Annotated in this window: 14 protein-coding genes, 1 tRNA gene and 1 rRNA gene; 12 read left to right on the top strand and 4 right to left on the bottom strand. The window is 70.5% G+C overall.

From position 1 onward, the window contains the following. Positions 1-47 precede the first annotated feature (47 nt). The 4 genes from VEL82_03385 to purS are packed head-to-tail and all read right to left on the bottom strand — an operon-like array spanning position 48 to position 4,177. Positions 48-806, bottom strand: coding sequence for a class I SAM-dependent methyltransferase (locus tag VEL82_03385; GenBank protein HXW66906.1), 759 nt, complete (start codon positions 804-806; stop codon positions 48-50). After that, positions 803-1,507 carry a diphthine--ammonia ligase gene (locus VEL82_03380; GenBank protein HXW66905.1) on the bottom strand — a complete coding sequence of 235 codons (705 nt, stop codon included), beginning with the start codon at positions 1,505-1,507 and terminating at the stop codon, positions 803-805. Before VEL82_03380 ends, VEL82_03385 begins: the two co-directional genes overlap by 4 nt. 9 nt (positions 1,508-1,516) lie before the next feature. Continuing rightward, positions 1,517-3,847, bottom strand: coding sequence for a phosphoribosylformylglycinamidine synthase subunit PurL (gene purL / locus VEL82_03375; GenBank protein HXW66904.1), 2,331 nt, complete (start codon positions 3,845-3,847; stop codon positions 1,517-1,519). A gap of 6 nt (positions 3,848-3,853) precedes the next feature. Beyond that, a complete protein-coding gene (gene purS / locus VEL82_03370; GenBank protein ID HXW66903.1) occupies positions 3,854-4,177 on the bottom strand; it encodes a phosphoribosylformylglycinamidine synthase subunit PurS in 324 nt (107 codons plus the stop codon). A gap of 104 nt (positions 4,178-4,281) precedes the next feature. Between purS and VEL82_03365 the strand changes: the two genes are divergently transcribed. The 12 genes from VEL82_03365 (at position 4,282) to VEL82_03310 (ending at position 16,828) form a co-directional block, all read left to right on the top strand. After that, complete coding sequence (locus tag VEL82_03365) at positions 4,282-4,467, top strand: hypothetical protein (GenBank protein ID HXW66902.1); 186 nt, start codon at positions 4,282-4,284, stop codon at positions 4,465-4,467. 69 nt (positions 4,468-4,536) lie between these two features. After that, positions 4,537-4,878 carry an Lrp/AsnC family transcriptional regulator gene (locus VEL82_03360; protein ID HXW66901.1) on the top strand — a complete coding sequence of 114 codons (342 nt, stop codon included), beginning with the start codon at positions 4,537-4,539 and terminating at the stop codon, positions 4,876-4,878. Then, positions 4,875-5,189 (top strand): UPF0147 family protein, encoded by a 315-nt coding sequence (locus VEL82_03355; GenBank protein HXW66900.1) that lies wholly within the window; start codon positions 4,875-4,877, stop codon positions 5,187-5,189. Before VEL82_03360 ends, VEL82_03355 begins: the two co-directional genes overlap by 4 nt. Positions 5,190-5,248: 59 nt before the next feature. After that, positions 5,249-5,391 (top strand) — tRNA-Lys (locus VEL82_03350). 21 nt (positions 5,392-5,412) lie between these two features. Then, complete coding sequence (locus tag VEL82_03345) at positions 5,413-5,751, top strand: DNA-directed RNA polymerase subunit RpoH/Rpb5 C-terminal domain-containing protein (protein HXW66899.1); 339 nt, start codon at positions 5,413-5,415, stop codon at positions 5,749-5,751. Positions 5,752-5,757: 6 nt separating this feature from the next. Then, positions 5,758-9,429 carry a DNA-directed RNA polymerase subunit B gene (locus tag VEL82_03340; protein HXW66898.1) on the top strand — a complete coding sequence of 1,224 codons (3,672 nt, stop codon included), beginning with the start codon at positions 5,758-5,760 and terminating at the stop codon, positions 9,427-9,429. Positions 9,430-9,438: 9 nt separating this feature from the next. Then, positions 9,439-12,228 (top strand): DNA-directed RNA polymerase subunit A', encoded by a 2,790-nt coding sequence (locus VEL82_03335; GenBank protein HXW66897.1) that lies wholly within the window; start codon positions 9,439-9,441, stop codon positions 12,226-12,228. A gap of 2 nt (positions 12,229-12,230) precedes the next feature. Further along, positions 12,231-13,538 carry a DNA-directed RNA polymerase subunit A'' gene (rpoA2, locus tag VEL82_03330; protein ID HXW66896.1) on the top strand — a complete coding sequence of 436 codons (1,308 nt, stop codon included), beginning with the start codon at positions 12,231-12,233 and terminating at the stop codon, positions 13,536-13,538. Then, positions 13,539-13,826, top strand: a complete 288-nt coding sequence (locus VEL82_03325; GenBank protein HXW66895.1) for a 50S ribosomal protein L30e — start codon at positions 13,539-13,541, stop codon at positions 13,824-13,826. 23 nt (positions 13,827-13,849) lie between these two features. Continuing rightward, complete coding sequence (locus VEL82_03320) at positions 13,850-14,275, top strand: NusA-like transcription termination signal-binding factor (protein ID HXW66894.1); 426 nt, start codon at positions 13,850-13,852, stop codon at positions 14,273-14,275. A gap of 53 nt (positions 14,276-14,328) precedes the next feature. After that, positions 14,329-15,054, top strand: coding sequence for an HAD family hydrolase (locus VEL82_03315; GenBank protein ID HXW66893.1), 726 nt, complete (start codon positions 14,329-14,331; stop codon positions 15,052-15,054). A 306-nt stretch (positions 15,055-15,360) separates the two neighbouring features. Further along, positions 15,361-16,828, top strand: a 16S ribosomal RNA gene (locus VEL82_03310). Position 16,829 lies beyond the last annotated feature (1 nt).

Raw genomic sequence — 16,829 nt, 5'->3', positions numbered from 1 at the left:
GACAAGAGCCGCAGCCCCTGATAAGGCCGGAGCCGCGGAGAGGCGCCTCAGCCCTCCGGTGCGGCGAGGCCGACGAGGTCGCTGCGGCGCCGTCGGTGCCAGGGGACGCCGAGCGACGCGGCGAAGCGCGGGAACGCCTGGCCGGTCCAGACGGTGTTGTCGGCGAGCACGACCGCGCCGGCCGCGAGTTTCGGCCGCAGGGTGGCGAGCTCGAAGGCGAGGTGCCGGCTGGTGTGGAGATCGTCGTGCAGGAACAGGCCGACGGAGGGAAGGCCCGCTAGGAGCGGACCGAGCCGGCGCTCGGCCGGGCCGATCCAGAGGTCCCAGCGCGCCCGCAGCGCGGCCGGAACGGCCCAGCCACTGGCCCGGCCCGGCGGGATCGAGACCGGCGATTCGCGCGGGCCGAGCACCGGGCCCCGCTGATACGTGGGCCGATCGATCGAGTGGAGCCGCCCCCGGCGGTTGCGGCGGAGCGCCGCGAGGAAGTGGGCGGACGACACGCCGCTGCTGACGCCGGCTTCGACCACGTGCTCTGGGCGCAGGAGCCGGGTGAGCGCGTAGAGCTCGAACGGCGCGCGGATCTGGGCGTAGCCCGTCCGCCCGGCCGCGACCTGCGCGGCGCGGATCTGCCGCTCGAGGGGCAGCAGTTCCGCGACCTCCTCGAGGACGACAGCGACCTCACCGGGATCCACGCGGGCCAGCGCGGCGACCCAGGCCGCGTCGGGCCGGGCGCGGCGGTCGCCCAGCGCCCGAAGGGCCGCGGCGACCCCGGGGGACTCGGCCGCCCGGGGCGAGCGTCGCCTCATGCCCTCGCTCCCCAACGGCCCGGCGCCGGTTTCTCCTCCAGGTGCGCCCGCTCGACCTGCCAGCTCGCCGTGGACGGCTCGATCGACGCGCGGGCGGCATCGACGTGGAGGCGGGCGTGAAAGAACGGCGCGTCGAGCACGAGGGTCTCGTACTCCCCGCCCTCGCCGGCGACGTGCGTCGCGCGCTGGCGCGCGCTGCGGCGGACGATCTCCTCCAACAGCGCCGGGTCGAGCCGGCGCCCGAGCAGGTCCGGCCCCAGCGTCTCGGCCGCCACCCGGACGATCCGCGCGTCGAGGCCGGCGGCGATCTCGGCGCGGACCACGCGCTCGGGATCCTTGCGCCACAGCGGCGTGTAGACCGGGCGGCCGGCGCGCCCGGCGACCTCGAGCAGGCGGGACCACTGGTACGACGACTCGATGGCGCCGGCGACGACCCAGCCCCTCGCCCCCTCGATCGCCGTCGCAAGCGCGGCGAGCTCCGCGTCCTCCCCGACGCCGTCGACCGTGACGAAGCGGTGTGCCTTCCCCCACGCCTCGGCCTGGAGGGGAACCAGCGCCAGGTTCGGCGTGTGGTAGAGCATCGACGCCTCGTCCCCCGGACGGATCGTCACCAGTTCGTCCACCGACCGGCCCTGGGTCTCGGCGAGATACGCCGCGTAGATCGAGTCCTTGCCGCCCGACACGAGCGCGGTGACGGTCATCGTCGCCCGCTACGGCAGCCCGAGCCCGTTGCGCCAGCGCTCGAAGAGCCGTGCGAGCGGCAGCGACGCGACTCGCCGCTCGCGCCAGCCGAGGACCCCGTCGGCGGCGGTGACCTCGCCGAGGCGATGGAGCGGCGCGCCCGCCATCGCCCGCTCGAACCGCCGCACGGCGGACGCCGGTACCTCGAGGACGAGGCGCGAGCCGCCCTCCGCGACGAGCGCCGGGCCCGGGGCCGGGGCGCCCGCGTCCGCGAGATCGACCGCGAAGCCGAGGCCGCCTCCGAACGCCATCTCCGCGAGCGTGATGCCGAGGCCCCCGTCGGAGACGTCGTGGGCCGCGCGAACAAGCCCCGAGCGCATCGCCCGCAGCACGCGCTCGCCGGTCCCCCGCAGGCCCGCGGGATCCGACGGCGGGATCCGCAGCCCGGTCTCGCCGTGGCGGCGGGCCCACAACGAGCCGCCGAGCTCCGGGTGCCAGGGACCTGCGACGAAGAGCGCGTCGCCGGGCGACTTGAGGTCGCTCGTGACCGCGTGGTCGAGGTCGTCGACGATCCCGGTCGCCAGGAGGACCGGCGTCGGGGCGATGCCGGCGCCGAGGCCCCCGTTGTAGAAGCTCACGTTGCCCGAGGGGACGGCGAAGCCGAGCGCCCGGGCGCCGGCCGCTAGCCCCTCGGTGGTCGCGGCGAAGTCGGCGAGGACCGCCGGATCCTCCGGGTTGCCGAAGTTGAGGCAGTTGGAGAACGCGTCCGGTCGGGCGCCGACCGCGTACAGGTTTCGCGCGGCCTCCTCCACGACCCCGACGGCGCCGGCCCGCGGGTCCTCCCGGCACGCCCACGGCTGCGCGGCCGTCGTGATCGCGAGCGCGCGTCGGCGGCCCGGACGGGGCTGGACGATCGCCGCGTCGCCGTGCGACGGCGAGACGACCCGGCCGTGCAGCGGCTTCACTACGGTGCGGCCCTGCACCTCGTGATCGTAGACCCGGATCACCGGCTCGCGCGACACCGAGTCCGGGGCGAGCAGGAGGTCCGTCACCGTCGCGCCGAGGTCGTCCTCCGGCACGCTCGGCGTCGGGCGATACCGCCGCGCGCGAGGACGTCGCGGGCGCGTCCGCAGCGGCGCGCCGACGCGGAAGCCCACGTTGAGGTGGGCCGCGGGACGTCCCTCCCACAGGAGGGTCTCGAAGGGCGGAGGGACCACCTCCCCGACGTCCGTGACGGGCACGTCGTAGCGCTGGAAGATCTCCGTTACGGCGGGGAGGTCCCGGGGACGGACGTCGAGCAGCATGCGCTCCTGCGACTCCGAGACCCAGACCTCCCACGGGCGCAGTCCCTTCTCCCGAAGCGGGACGCGGTCGAGATGGAGGCGCGAGCCGAATCCACCGGCGTGCACCAGCTCCCCGCTCGCCGTCGCAAGGCCGCCGCCGCCGAGGTCCTTGACGCCTTGCACGAGCTCCCGATCGTAGGCCTCGAGGCAGGCGAGGATGAGCGGGTGCTTCAGGATCGGGTTGCCGAGCTGGACCGCGCCGCGGGAGTCCGCTTCGCTGCGCTCGGAGAGCTCCCGCGAGGCGAAGGCGACGCCGCCGATCCCGTCGCGGCCGGTCCGTCCGCCGACGAGCACCAGGCGGTCCCCGACCGCTCGGGCCCGGTTCGGCCGGAGCCGCGCCGTCGGCAGGAAGCCGACGCAGCCGACGTTGACGAGCGGGTTGACGAGGTACGACGGGTCGAAGTAGATGCCGCCGCTGACCGTCGGCACGCCGACCCGGTTGCCGTAGTCCCGGATGCCGGCGACGACGCCGCTCGCCAGATACCGGGGGTTCTTGATGCCCGGCGGCACCCGGGAGATCGGGGTGTCGAGCGGCCCGAAGAACAGCGGGTCGGCGAGCGCGATCGGCTTCGCGCCCACCGCGAGGACGTCCCGCAGGATCCCCCCGATCCCGGTCGCCGCGCCGCCGTACGGCTCGACGGCGGAGGGGTGGTTGTGCGACTCGATCCGCAGGGCGTAGGCCGTTCCGTCCTCGAACCGCAGGACGCCCGCGTCACCGGTGCCGAGGACGCGCGGCCGGGGCTGCAGGCGGCCGAAGGCGCGGCGCAACAGCGCTCGGGAGCTCTTGTAGCTGCAGTGCTCGCTCCAGCTCTGGGCGAGGCCGGCGAGCTCGACGTCGGTGGGATCGCGTTCCGCCCGGCGGAAGTAGTCGCGCAGCCGGCGGATCTCCGCCCGATCGAACCCGAGCCCGCGCGCCGCGACCGCCGCTTCGAGCTCGGCGAGCGAGCCCGCGCGGAAGTCGACCGTCGCGACGCCGGTCGCCCACTCCAGGCGCTCGGCAGCGCGGTGGCGCGGCATCGTCCCCTAGTCCGGCGGGGGCCGGATCGTGACCCGATGGATGACGGGGTTGGCGAGCAGGCGGTCCACGGCCTCCTGCGCCCGCCGGTGGGCCTCGCTCTCCGTGGTCCCCTCGAACTCGAGGTCGTAGATGCGCGCAGTGGTCACCTCGCGCACCCCGGCGATCCCGAGGAGCGCGAGCGACCTGGCGATGCTCTCGGCCTCCGCGTCGAGGATCCCGGGCTTGAGCTCCACGCGAATCTCGAGGCGCAGCGTGCGCGCGACGAGCTCCAGCGAGATCGCCCCGGCGCTCGTGACGGAACGGCGCAGATAACCCTGAGCCCGCGTCACCGCTCCGGCGGCAGCCGGAGCGTCGGGGGCGACGGCCGACCGGCCGGTCCGGGCTCGGCAAAACCTATATAGAAGTAATTTTTCGACCCATCGGCGCGGTGGGGGTGCCGGCCGTCATGGAGGAGTTCATCTGCAGCGTCGAGTTCCTCCGCGGCCCGGCGGAGCTCGTTGCCCGCGTGTCGAGCGAGGCCGGCGGGATCCGGGAGTACCGGGGCCCCGCGGCCGGGTCTGTGATCGATCAGGTCATCAACGACCTCCAAGAGGAGTTCGAGTCCGCCCCGGTGGCGTAGCGTTGGACGCGCACCGGGCATCCGCAGTCACCGTTTCATAGTCCACGTTCAGGGGAAATCGAGGCACCGATGCAGAAGTCCACATCGTCCAAGCCGCCGGTCAGCCGCGCGGTCGAGAGCGCGTTCACCAAGGTCTGGGGTGACGACCACGTGGTCGCGCTGATCGCCCTCAAGGTCGAGACGTCGGAGGCCGACACCGTCGCCGGAGAGGTCGCCCGCTTCTCGGAGGTCGAGGACGTCTTCCTCGTCACCGGCGACACGGACATCTTCCTCAAGGTGCGCTTCCCGCACTACGACGAGCTGAAGGACTTCGTGCTGCACCGCCTCCCCGCCGTCCGCGGGATCCGGGAGACCAAGACGCTCCTGGTCGTGACCGCCTACAAGGAGGGCGGGGAGACCCGCACGGCGTGACGGCGACGTCCCCCGCGGCCTCGGCCAGCTCGCCCGCCGCCCCGCCGACGGGGGCGGACGCGGACCCGCCCGCGCTCCAGTCGGTGTTCGACGCGCTCGCCGAGCTCGCGGAGGACTCGAGCGTGCCCCGCAACATCCGTCGCGGCGCGCAGTCCGCGCGCGAGGCGCTCGCGAAGCCGCGGGCGGCACGCGATGTGCGGATCGCGAGCGCGGTCTACCTGCTCGACGACCTGGCGAACGACCCGAACCTCCCGACGCACGGCCGAACGGCGATCTGGTCGATCATCTCGAGCCTGGAGAGCATCGCGTGAGGCGCGCCGGGGATACGCTGAAATACGGCGGCCGGGTCGGCCCGGGCCGGAACGGGATCGGGCCCGTAGCTCAGCTAGGTTGGCCGCGCGGCGCTCCCGCCGGCCCTACAAAGAGCAGCTGGCTTTTAACCAGTTGGTCGGGGGTTCGAACGAGCCGCCCCGCGCGTGCCGCGGAGCCGCTCCGGGCGTCCCCCCGGGCCCATCGCGTTCCCGGAGGAGTCGCATGACCCCCTCGAGCGCGCGCGCGCCCCGTCGCAAGGCCGCTGCCCCGGCCGCGGCGAAGCCGGCCCGGCCGTTCATCGCCCATCGGCTCGCCCCGCCCCACGAGATCCTGTCGGAGGAGGAGACGCAGCGGATCCTCCAGGAGCTCGAGACGGTCCCCGAGCGCCTCCCCAAGATCCTGCTCGGCGATCCCGGCCTGCTCACCGACCCGAAGTTCACCGCAGCGCGCGATGCCGGCGAGCGGCTGGTGGGTCGCCTGGTGCGGATCCGCCGCCCGAGCGCCACTGCCGGCGAGGCCGTCGCCTACCGTCTGATCGTCGTCGCCGCCGGGGGGAGCTGAAGGTCCGTGCGCGAGATCGTCGACGCGTTCTTCCGCGAGCGGTCCATCGTCAACCACCACCTGGCGAGCTTCAACGACTTCCTGCCGACGGAGGACAACCCGAACTCCCGGATGCAGCGGATCGTCGACGAGGCCCGGGTCAGCGAGGACTCGACCGAGCACGGGATGATCCGGCTCGACGTGCAGAAGACGAAGAGTTCGATCCAGGTGCGCGTCGGGCGGCGGCGCGACCCCCGCGGCTACGTCAGCCCGTCGGCCGAGCCGACGATCCGCATCGGCAAGCCGTTCGTGAAGGAGCCGGTCGGCTCCAAGCCGACGCTCACCCCGATGGAGGCGCGCCTGCGCAACCTGACCTACCAGGCGCCGATCTACCTCGACGTCACGGTCGTCGAGAACGGGGTCGAGCGGGCGAGCGAGACCGTGCACATCGGCGACCTGCCGATCATGGTCAAGAGCCGCCAGTGCAATCTCGCGAAGGCGAACATCGAGGCCGACGGCCAGATCGCGCTGTCCGACGAGGAGTACCGGGCGAAGCTCGTCGAGTACGGCGAGGACCCGCTCGACCCCGGCGGCTACGCGATCATCGGCGGCACGGAGCGCGTGATCATCAGCCTCGAGGACCTCGCACCGAACCGCATCTTCGCCGAGTACAACGAGCGCTACGGCACCCCGATCGAGAGCGCGAAGGTGTTCAGCCAGCGGGGCGGATACCGCTCCCTCACGGTCGTCGAGAAGAAGAAGGACGGGGTGCTCCAGGTCTCGGTCCCGACGGCGAGCGGCCAGATCCCGCTCGTGATCCTGATGAAAGCCCTCGGGATGAAGAACGACGAGGAGATCTTCCAGGCGGTCCTGGGCGAGCTCCTCCCGCTGGACGAGCCGTTCGTCCAGACGATGAAGCACCTGCTCAACGTCAACCTCGAGGAGTGCGTCTCCAAGAAGCTGTACCCGCCCGAGGGGATCCTCTCGACGGACGACGCGCTGATCTTCCTCGAGAAGAAGTTCGCGACCGGCCAGGCGAAGGAGTACCGCCAGCGCAAGGTCGACGGCATCCTCGACCGCTCGCTGCTCCCGCACCTCGGCGACACCAAGCACGACCGGCTGAAGAAGGCCCTGTACCTGGCCCGCATGGCCCGCACCGTCCTCGAGCTCCATCTCAAGGTCCGTGGCGAGGACGACAAGGACCACTACGCGAACAAGCGCCTCAAGCTCGCCGGCGACCTCATGGAGGACCTGTTCCGGGTCGCCTTCTCGCTGCTGCTCAAGGACCTCAAGTACCAGCTCGAGCGGTCGTTCGCCCGCAAGAAGGACCTGCGGATCGCGAGCGCCATCCGTCCCGACCTGCTCACGCAGCGTCTCGTGCACGCGCTGGCGACGGGGAACTGGGTCGGCGGCCGCGCCGGCGTCAGCCAGGTGCTGGACCGCACGAGTCACATGTCGACGATCAGCCACCTGCGCCGCGTCACGAGCCCGCTGACCCGCAGCCAGCCGCACTTCGAGGCGCGGGACCTCCATCCCACGCAGTGGGGACGGCTGTGCCCGAACGAGACCCCCGAGGGCCAGAACTGCGGCCTCGTCAAGAACTACGCGCTGTGCGTCGACGTCTCCGAAGGGTGCGACGAGGAGGAGGTCACCCTCATCCTGCGCGACAACAACACGCGCGAGATCGGCCCCGAGGTCTTCCAGGAGGCCGCCGCGCCGCGCGGGAAGCGCGCCGCGCGCGTCTACGTGAACGGCAACCTGATCGGTCTCCACTCGCAGCCGCTCGAGCTCGTGCGGGACCTGCGCGACCGCCGCCGCACCCGCACGCTCTCCTCGACGCTCGAGGACCGAACGTACGAGATCAACGTGCGCTATGACGCGGAGATGAACGAGGTCATCGTGCACTGCGACCCCGGCCGGCTGCGCCGTCCGCTCGTGGTCGTGAAGAACGGCGTCCCGCGCGTCACGCGGACCGACCTCGACGAGCTCGCCCGGGGCACGCGCTCGTTCACCGACCTCATCCGCGAAGGCAAGATCGAGTGGCTCGACGCCGAGGAGGAGGAGGACTCGCTGATCGCCGTCGATCCGTTCGTCCCGCCCGACCGGTGCCCGAAGTGCGAGCGCTCGCTCAGCCGCAGCGACATCCGCTGGCTCTCCATGGGCGAGCGGCGGGAGGAGGCGCTCGTCGAGTGCGGGTTCTGCAAGAACGAGTTCCCGACGGCGAGCCTCGTCACCGACCGCCACACCCACCTCGAGATCGACCCGAACCTGATGCTCGGCGTCTGCACGGGGCTCATCCCGTACCCCGAGCACAACAGCGCGCCGCGCAACACGATGGGCTCGGGGATGGCCAAGCAGGCGCTCGGCGTCGAGTCGGTCAACTACCGCCGCCGGCCCGACACCCGCGGCCACCTGCTCCACTACCCCCAGGCCCCGCTGCTCCAGACGCAGACGATGCGCTACGTCCACTTCACCGAACGGCCAGCGGGCCAGAACTTCATCGTCGCCGTCCTCTCCTACGAGGGCTACAACATGCAGGACGCCCTCGTCTTCTCCAAGGGCGCGATCGACCGGGGCCTCGGCCGTTCCTCCTTCTTCCGGACCTACCGCGGCGAGGAGCGCAAGTACCCGGGCGGCCAGGAGGACCGCTTCGAGATCCCGCGGCCGGACGTCGCCGGCGCCCGCGTGGACACGGCCTACCGCAACCTCGGCGAGGACGGCCTGATCTTCCCGGAGCTCGAGGTGAGCGAGGGGGACGTGCTCGTCGGGAAGACGAGCCCGCCGCGCTTCCTCGAGGAAAAGACCGATCTGCTCACGCCGCAGAAGCGGCGCGAGACCAGCGTCACGGTGCGCTTCGGCGAGTCCGGCTGGGTCGACAACGTCATCCTCACCGAAGGCGAGAACATCTCCAAGCTCGTCAAGGTGAAGGTCCGCAACCAGCGGATCCCCGAGCTCGGCGACAAGTTCGCGAGCCGCCACGGCCAGAAGGGCGTGATCGGGCTCATCGTCCCCCAGGAGAACCTGCCGTTCACGCGCGACGGCGTCACGCCCGACCTCCTGATCAATCCGCACGCGATCCCCTCGCGCATGACGGTCGCCCACGTGCTCGAGATGCTGGGCGGCAAGGTCGGCGCGCTCGAGGGCCGGACGGTCGACGGCACCGCGTTCAGCGGCGCGCGCGAGGAGGCGCTGCGGGAGGGCCTCAAGGCCGCCGGCTTCCACCCGTCCGGGCGCGAGACGCTCTACGACGGGCTGACCGGACGGCGCTTCGAGGCCGAGATCTTCGTCGGCGCGATCTACTACCAGAAGCTCCACCACATGGTCGCGGGCAAGATGCACATGCGCTCGCGCGGGCCCGTCCAGATCCTCACGCGCCAGCCGACCGAGGGACGCTCGCGCCAGGGCGGCCTGCGCTTCGGCGAGATGGAGCGGGACTGCCTGATCGGCCACGGCGTCGCGATGGTGATCAAGGACCGGCTGCTCGACGAGTCGGACGGCACGATCCAGTACGTCTGCGGCAACACCGACTGCGGGCATATCGCGATCCCGGACACGCGCGCCGGCTCGCTGCGCTGCCCCAGCTGCGGGAACACGAGCTCGATCTACCCGGTCGAGATGAGCTACTCGTTCAAGCTCCTCCTCGAGGAGCTGATCAGCCTGGGCGTGATCATGCGCCTGCAGCTCGAGGAGATGCGCTAGGAGGGGACGATGGCGCAGGGGCTCTCGAAGCGGATCAAGGCGCTGCAGTTCGCGTTCCTCTCGCCGGACGAGATCCGGCGGATGAGCGGCGTGAAGATCATCACCGCCGACACCTACGACGACGACGGTTACCCGATCGAGATGGGCCTGATGGACCTCCACCTCGGGGTCATCGAGCCGAACCTGCGCTGCCGCACGTGCGGGGGGCGCGTCAACGAGTGCCCCGGTCACTTCGGGATCATCGAGCTCGCGATGCCGGTGATCCACGTCGGCTACGCCAAGGAGATCAAGCGCCTCCTGCAGTCGACCTGCCGCGCGTGCGGGCGGATGCTCCCCGACGCGCCGAGCCCCCGCGCGGAGGCGATCGGCGACGACGACGCCCCGACCCCGCCGGTCCGCTCGCGCGAGCCCAAGGAGGAGCGGACGTGCCCGCACTGCCACGAGGTGCAGCAGCGGATCGTCCTCGACAAGCCCACGACGTTCCGGGAGAACTCCCACAAGATCACGCCGAAGGAGGTCCGCGCCCGCCTCGAGCGGATCCCCGACGACGACGTCCGGGCCCTCGGCCTCAACCCGAAGTTCGGACGGCCGGAGTGGATGGTCCTCACCGTGCTGCCGGTCCCGCCGGTCCAGGTCCGGCCGTCGATCACCCTGGAGAGCGGCGAGCGCAGCGAGGACGACCTCACGCACAAGCTCGTCGACGTGCTGCGGATCAACCAGCGGCTGCGCGAGAACCGCGACATGGGCGCCCCGCAGCTCGTCGTCGAGGACCTGTGGGAGCTGCTCCAGTACCACGTCACGACCTACTTCGACAACCAGACGAGCGGGATCCCGCCGGCCCGGCACCGCTCGGGCCGCCCGCTCAAGACCCTCGCCCAGCGGCTCAAGGGCAAGGACGGCCGGTTCCGCTCCAACCTCTCGGGCAAGCGGGTCAACTTCTCGGCCCGCACGGTGATCAGCCCGGACCCGCTGCTCTCGATCAACGAGGTCGGAATCCCCGGCGAGGTCGCGCGCGGGCTCACCGTACCCCTCGAGGTGACCGTCCACAACCAGGAGGTCGCCAAGGAGCTGGTGAAGCGCGGGCCCACGCCGGGGCCGGATGACGAGGGCCGCTACCGCTGCGGCGTCAACTACCTCGTGCGCGAGGACGGCCAGCGCATCAAGGTGATGGAGAAGAACGCCGAGGCGTGCGCCGAGCTCGTCACGCCGGGCTCGATCGTCGAGCGCCAGCTGATCGACGGCGACATCGTGCTGTTCAACCGGCAGCCGAGCCTGCACCGGATGAGCATGATGGCGCACTTCGTGCGCATCCTCCCGCACAAGACGTTCCGCTTCAACCTGTGCGACTGCCCGCCCTACAACGCCGACTTCGATGGCGACGAGATGAACCTGCACGTCCTCCAGAGCCAGGAGGCGAGGGCCGAGGCGAAGGTCCTGATGAAGGTCGAGGAGCACATCCTCTCCCCGCGCTACGGCGGCCCGATCATCGGGATGCTGCACGACCACATCACCGCGGCGTTCCTGCTGACCTACCAGGACCCCTCGTTCTCGCGGGCCGAGGTGACCTACCTGCTCTCGAAGCTCGCCTACCCGGTCCCGCCGCCGGCGGGCAAGGACAAGGACGGGAACCCGTTCTGGTCGGGCAAGCAGCTCTTCAGCCTCACGCTGCCGAAGGACCTCACGCTCGAGTTCCGCTCGAACATCTGGGCCGGCTGCAACGACCCGCCGCTCGCCTGCAAGCACGATGCCTGGGTCGTGATCGAGAACGGCGTCCTCAAGGCCGGGACGATCGACAAGAAGGCGATCGCCTACGAGAAGGGAGCCGTGCTCGACGCGATCGCGCGCAACAACGGGATGCCGCGGGCGCGGGAGTTCCTGGACGAGATGAGCCGGCTCGCGATCACCGCCATCGGGCTCAAGGGCCTGTCGACCGGCATCGACGACGAGGACGTCCCGGAGCCGGCCCTGCGCGAGATCCAGAGCGCGCTCGATGCCGCCCGCGAGCGGGTCGACGAGCTCGTCGAGCAGTACCGCAAGGGGAAGCTCGAGCAGATGCCCGGCCGCTCGGTCGAGGAGACGCTCGAGGTGATGGTGCGGCGCGAGCTCGGCCAGGCCCGCGACAAGGCCGGCGAGATCGCCGGGCGCTACCTGGGCCTGGAGAACCCCGCCGTGATCCTGGCGAAGTCCGGGGCGCGCGGCTCGATGCTCAACCTGACGCAGATGGCCGGGGCCGTCGGCCAGCAGAGCGTGCGCGGCGAGCGCCTGATGCGCGGCTACTTCAACCGGACCCTGCCCCACTTCGAGCGCGGCGACCTCGGCAGCGGCGCTCGCGGGTTCGTGAGCTCGAGCTACAAGCGGGGCCTCTCGCCGACGGAGTACTTCTTCCACTCGATGGGCGGGCGCGAGTCGCTGGTCGACACGGCCGTGCGCACGAGCCGCTCGGGCTACATGCAGCGCCGCCTGATCAACGCCCTCGAGGACCTCAAGGTCGCCGAGGACCGCACGGTCCGCAACACCGCGGGCACCGTCATCGAGTTCGACTACGGCGAGGACGGCATCGACCCGACCCGTTCCTACCAGGGGGCGGCGGTCTCGCTGGACGAGGTCGTCAGCCAGGTGCTCGGCCGGCGCGTCCGTTCCTCCGACGAGCGCCGGCCCGAGGGCCCCGCGGGCGCCCCGCCGGTCACGGAGGAGGAGATGGACCTCCAGGCGGAGGCCCAGCTCGAGGAAGAAGGCGAGGAGGAGGAGACCGAGGAGTTCGGGGCGCCCGAGGAGGGCCCCGAGTTCGGAGGCGAGTAGCGATGCCCGAGGAGAAGAAGAGCGGGCCAGGGGACGCGGTCCGCCGGATCCAGGAGATCGCCGGGAGGGAGGGGGTCGCGCTCCCGCCGCTGGTCGCCGAGGAGCTGCGCACGAAGCTCCACAACCTGCGCCTGCCGCCGGGCGACGCGACCCGCGTCGTGCGCGAGGTCGCGCGCCGCTACCGGCGCGCCGAGGTCGACGCGCACGAGTCGGTCGGCATCCTGGCCGCGCAGTCGATCGGCGAGCCGGGGACACAGATGACGCTGCGGACGTTCCACTACGCCGGCGTCGCCGAGATGAACGTGACGCTCGGGCTGCCGCGCCTGATCGAGCTCGTCGACGCGCGCCGGGTCCCGTCGACCCCGATGATGACCGTCCACGTGGAGAAGAAGCTGCGGGGCGAGCGCGACGCCGTCCAGCAGATCGCGCTCCAGATCGAGGTGACGACCGTCCCGGACGTCGCCGCGATCGGCACGGTCGTCGAGGACCTCACGGTCGTCGTGAGCCCGATCGCCGCCCGCCTCGAGGAGCGCGGCATCAAGCGCGCGGAGCTCGAGAGCGCGCTGCGCGAGAACCTCGACCCCCGCCTCTTCGAGCTCTCCAACGGCAGCGGCAGCGGCGAGACCCGCAGCTTCGAGATCCACCTCAAGGAGTCGAGCCCCGGCGCGACCAAGTCCAAGAAGGAGGAGCTCGTCGAGGAGATGCCGTTCAAGAAGCTCCTCATCGCGAGCGAGGAGGCGAAGGCGATCCGCATCAAGGGCGTCACCGGCATCCGCCGGGCCCTCATCCGCAAAGAGAAGGACGAGTACGTGATCTACACGGAGGGCTCGAACCTCGAGAACGTCCTCGAGATCCCCGGCGTCGACCCGGTGCGGACGACGACGAACTCGGTCTTCGAGATCTACCGGGTCTACGGCGTCGAGGCGGCCCGCGCGGCGCTGATCCACGAGTCGAACCGCACGCTCGCCGAGCAGGGGCTCGGCGTCGACATCCGGCACCTGATGCTCGTCGCCGACGTGATGACGAACGAGGGGGACATCCGCGCGATCGGCCGACACGGCATCTCGGGCAAGAAGACGAGCGTGCTCGCCCGCGCGGCGTTCGAGATCACCGCGGCCCACCTATTGCGCGCCGCGATCACCGGCGAGGTCGACGAGCTCAAGGGCGTCGCCGAGAACATCATCGTCGGCCAGCCGATCACGCTCGGCACCGGCGCGGTGAACCTCGTCTACAAGCCGCTCGCGGGCGCGAGCCCGCCCCCGAAGGCGGCCCCCGCGCCCGCGCCGGCCGAGGCGACGGAGGCGGCGTAGATGGACCTCGCGCACGCCCTCAAGGTCGCGCTCGAGACCGGCACGGTCCGCCTCGGACTCACCGAGACGCTCGACGCGGCGAAGGCGAAGAAGGCGCGCCTCGTCATCGTCGCGCGGACGTGCCCGGAGCCGACGCTCACGCAGCACCGCGCCCTCGGCAAGATCCCGGTCTACCACTACGACGGGACCGCGGTCGACCTCGGCCAGGCCTGCGGCAAGCCGTTCCCGATCAGCGCGATGGCGATCCTCGACCCCGGCTCGAGCGCGATCCTCTCGCTCGAGACGTAGGACGGGTCCGCCCGTCCGGCGCGATGACCGAGATCACCCTCGACACCGAGACGCTCGGCTACATCCGCCTGTTCGAGGAGCGCACCGGCGCGCGCGTCAAGGACTGCCTCACCGCCGAGGACAAGCTCGTCTTCCTCGTCCAGCCCGGCGAGGTGCACAAGGCGGTCGGCCCGGGCGGCGTGCTCGTCGACCGCCTCAAGGGGATGCTGAGGAAGGAGATCCAGGTCGTCGAGTACGCGGACGAGCCCGAGGCGCTCGTGCGGAACATCTTCTACTGGTACTCGCCGGTGCGCGTCGACTTCGCGCCGAAGGGCAAGGGCCGCCACGCCACCGTCACCGTCGACCCCGCCTGGAAGGCCCGCGCGATCGGCAAGGCGGGCAAGAACCTCAAGGTCGCGCGGGCGATCCTGCTCCGCCACTCCGACATCGTCAGCGTCAGCGTCGCCTAGGCCGCGGGCGCGGTGCGCAGGATAAAGCGCGCCGTCGCCTCGGGCGGCCACCGATGGCCGCGCCGTCCCGCATCCGGGCCGTGCTGTTCGACCTCGGCGGGACGCTCGTCGACTACCACGATTTCGCCCACTGGACCGAGCTCGCCCGCCGCTGCTTCGTCCCGGTGGAGGAAGAGGCGCTCGCCCACGCCTTCGTCGAGGTCGAGAAGGAGACGGACGTGCGGGAGAAGCCGAGCTACGAGGAGTTCTGGCGCCGGACGCTCGAGCGGGCCGCCGGCCGCGAGGTCGACGCCGCGAGCGCGGCGCGGTTCCTCGGGCTGAGTCGCGAGCGGCCCGGCTTCTTCCGCCTCTACTCGGACACGCGGCGGTGCCTGGAGCGCCTGAGCGCCGACGGGCGGCGGCTCGGCGTGATCTCGAACAGCTCGAGCGAGGCGCGCTGCCGCGCGATCCTCCACGGGACCGGCATCCTCCCCTTCTTCGAGCGGGTCGTCTCCTCGGGCACGGAGGGGGTCGAGAAGCCCGCGCCGGCGATCTTCCATCGGACGCTGGAGCGCATGCGCCTCGCCCCGGCCGAGGCGCTGTACGTCGGGAACCTCGCGTTCACCGACGCGGTCGCCGCCCGCGAGGCCGGCCTCCACGCGATCTGGCTCAACCGCGCGGGCACCGGGCTCGGCGACGACCCGCCGGAGATCACGAGCCTGCTCGAGGTCCCGCTCGCCCTGCACCAGCTCGAGGGCACGGCGCCGGCGCCGAGGGCCGCCGGCGGTCGCGCGCGTTAAATACCGGGGCCCGCTGCCAATCGGCACCGCGCCCGCTTCCACGGAAGCGGAGCTCGGCGACGCCGCCACGGCGGGCCGGGGACGCATGATCCGGTCTCTTCCAGGGCCGCGTCACAGATGGCCCGATGGGGCGTGGAGCCCCGAGAACCCCTCCCCCCTCGCGGGGGGAGCGACCTCTCGGGACCGACGGAGGAGAGATGCATGCGAAGTACGCAGTAGCTCATTCGATGCAATAGAGCATTTCCGCCAGTCAGCGAAGATCGGTTTCACGACTCACGTATTCCCGCGCGCCCCGTGCGCGCGATAAATCCGGTTGATCCTGCCGGCGGGCACCGCTATTGGAGTTCGCTTAAGCCATGCGAGTCGAGAGGGGTAAGCCCTCGGCGCACTGCTCAGTAACACGCGGACAATCTGCCCTCGAGACGGGGATAACCCCGGGAAACTGGGGATAATACCCGATAGGTCTGAGACGATGGAAGGCCCTCAGGCCGAAACCCTGCGGGGCTCGAGGATGGGTCTGCGGCCTATCAGGTAGTAGGGGGTTTCACGGACCCCCTAGCCGAAGACGGGTACGGGCTTTGGGAGAAGTCGCCCGGAGATGGATTCTGAGACACGAATCCAGGTCCTACGGGACGCAGCAGGCGCGAAACCTCCACAATGTGGGCAACCACGATGGGGGAACTCCAAGTGCCTACACTATGTGTAGGCTGTTCTCGAGCCTAAAAAGCTCGAGAAGTAAGGGCCGGGTAAGACGGGTGCCAGCCGCCGCGGTAATACCCGCGGCCCGAGTGGTGCTCATTATTATTGAGCCTAAAGCGTCCGTAGCTGGCCGGGCAAATCTCCGGGTAAATCGGGCAGCTCAACTGTCCGAATTCCGGAGACACTGCTCGGCTTGGGATCGGGAGAGGGTGAAGGTACTCCCGGGGTAGGGGTAAAATCCTGTAATCCGGGGGGGACCACCAGTGGCGAAGGCGTTCACCTAGAACGAATCCGACAGTGAGGGACGAAGCCCTAGGGCGCAAACGGGATTAGATACCCCGGTAGTCTAGGGTGTAAACTCTGCAGACTTGGTGTTGGGGGTCCTGCGTGGGCTCCCAGTGCCGGAGCGAAGGTGGTAAGTCTGCCGCTTGGGGAGTACGGTCGCAAGACTGAAACTTAAAGGAATTGGCGGGAGAGCACCGCAACGGGAGGAGCGTGCGGTTCAATTGGATTCAACGCCGGAAAACTCACCGGGGGCGACGGAGGGATGAAAGCCAGGCCGAAGACCTTGCCCGATTCTCCGAGAGGTGGTGCATGGCCGTCGTCAGTTCGTACCGTAAGGCGTTCTGTTAAGTCAGATAACGAACGAGACCCTCGCCTTCAGTCGCGATTTCACGAGCGATCGTGAGAGCACACTGGAGGGATCGCTGCCGCTAAGGCTGAGGAAGGAGAGGTCTACGGTAGGTCCGTATGCCCCGAATCTCCCGGGCAACACGCGCGCTACAAAGGTGGGGACAATGGGATCCGACCCCGAGAGGGGAAGGCAATCCTGAAACCCCATCGTAGTCTGGATCGAGGGCTGTAACTCGCCCTCGTGAAAATGGAGTCCGTAGTAATCGCGGGTCAACATCCCGCGGTGAATGTGCCCCTGCTCTTTGCACACACCGCCCGTCAAGTCATCCGAGTTGGGTCGGAGTGAGGGTGACTCATCTGGGTCGCTCGAACTTCGGTTCAGCAAGGGGGACTAAGTCGTAACAAGGTATCTGTAGGGGAACCTGCAGATGGATCACCTCCTA

Source organism: Thermoplasmata archaeon (genome assembly GCA_035622275.1).
Taxonomy (GTDB): domain Archaea; phylum Thermoplasmatota; class Thermoplasmata; order Lutacidiplasmatales; family UBA184; genus Lutacidiplasma.
This window is presented reverse-complemented; position numbering and strand designations above follow the sequence as displayed.

Coding starts and splice junctions, on each gene's coding strand:
- VEL82_03345 (HXW66899.1), top strand. CDS start 5,413: ATGACCCCCTCGAGCGCGCGCGCGCCCCGTCGCAAGGCCGCTGCCCCG.
- VEL82_03380 (HXW66905.1), bottom strand. CDS start 1,507: ATGACCGTCACCGCGCTCGTGTCGGGCGGCAAGGACTCGATCTACGCG.
- VEL82_03315 (HXW66893.1), top strand. CDS start 14,329: ATGGCCGCGCCGTCCCGCATCCGGGCCGTGCTGTTCGACCTCGGCGGG.
- VEL82_03360 (HXW66901.1), top strand. CDS start 4,537: ATGCAGAAGTCCACATCGTCCAAGCCGCCGGTCAGCCGCGCGGTCGAG.
- VEL82_03385 (HXW66906.1), bottom strand. CDS start 806: ATGAGGCGACGCTCGCCCCGGGCGGCCGAGTCCCCCGGGGTCGCCGCG.
- VEL82_03320 (HXW66894.1), top strand. CDS start 13,850: ATGACCGAGATCACCCTCGACACCGAGACGCTCGGCTACATCCGCCTG.
- VEL82_03335 (HXW66897.1), top strand. CDS start 9,439: ATGGCGCAGGGGCTCTCGAAGCGGATCAAGGCGCTGCAGTTCGCGTTC.
- purL (HXW66904.1), bottom strand. CDS start 3,847: ATGCCGCGCCACCGCGCTGCCGAGCGCCTGGAGTGGGCGACCGGCGTC.
- VEL82_03325 (HXW66895.1), top strand. CDS start 13,539: ATGGACCTCGCGCACGCCCTCAAGGTCGCGCTCGAGACCGGCACGGTC.
- rpoA2 (HXW66896.1), top strand. CDS start 12,231: ATGCCCGAGGAGAAGAAGAGCGGGCCAGGGGACGCGGTCCGCCGGATC.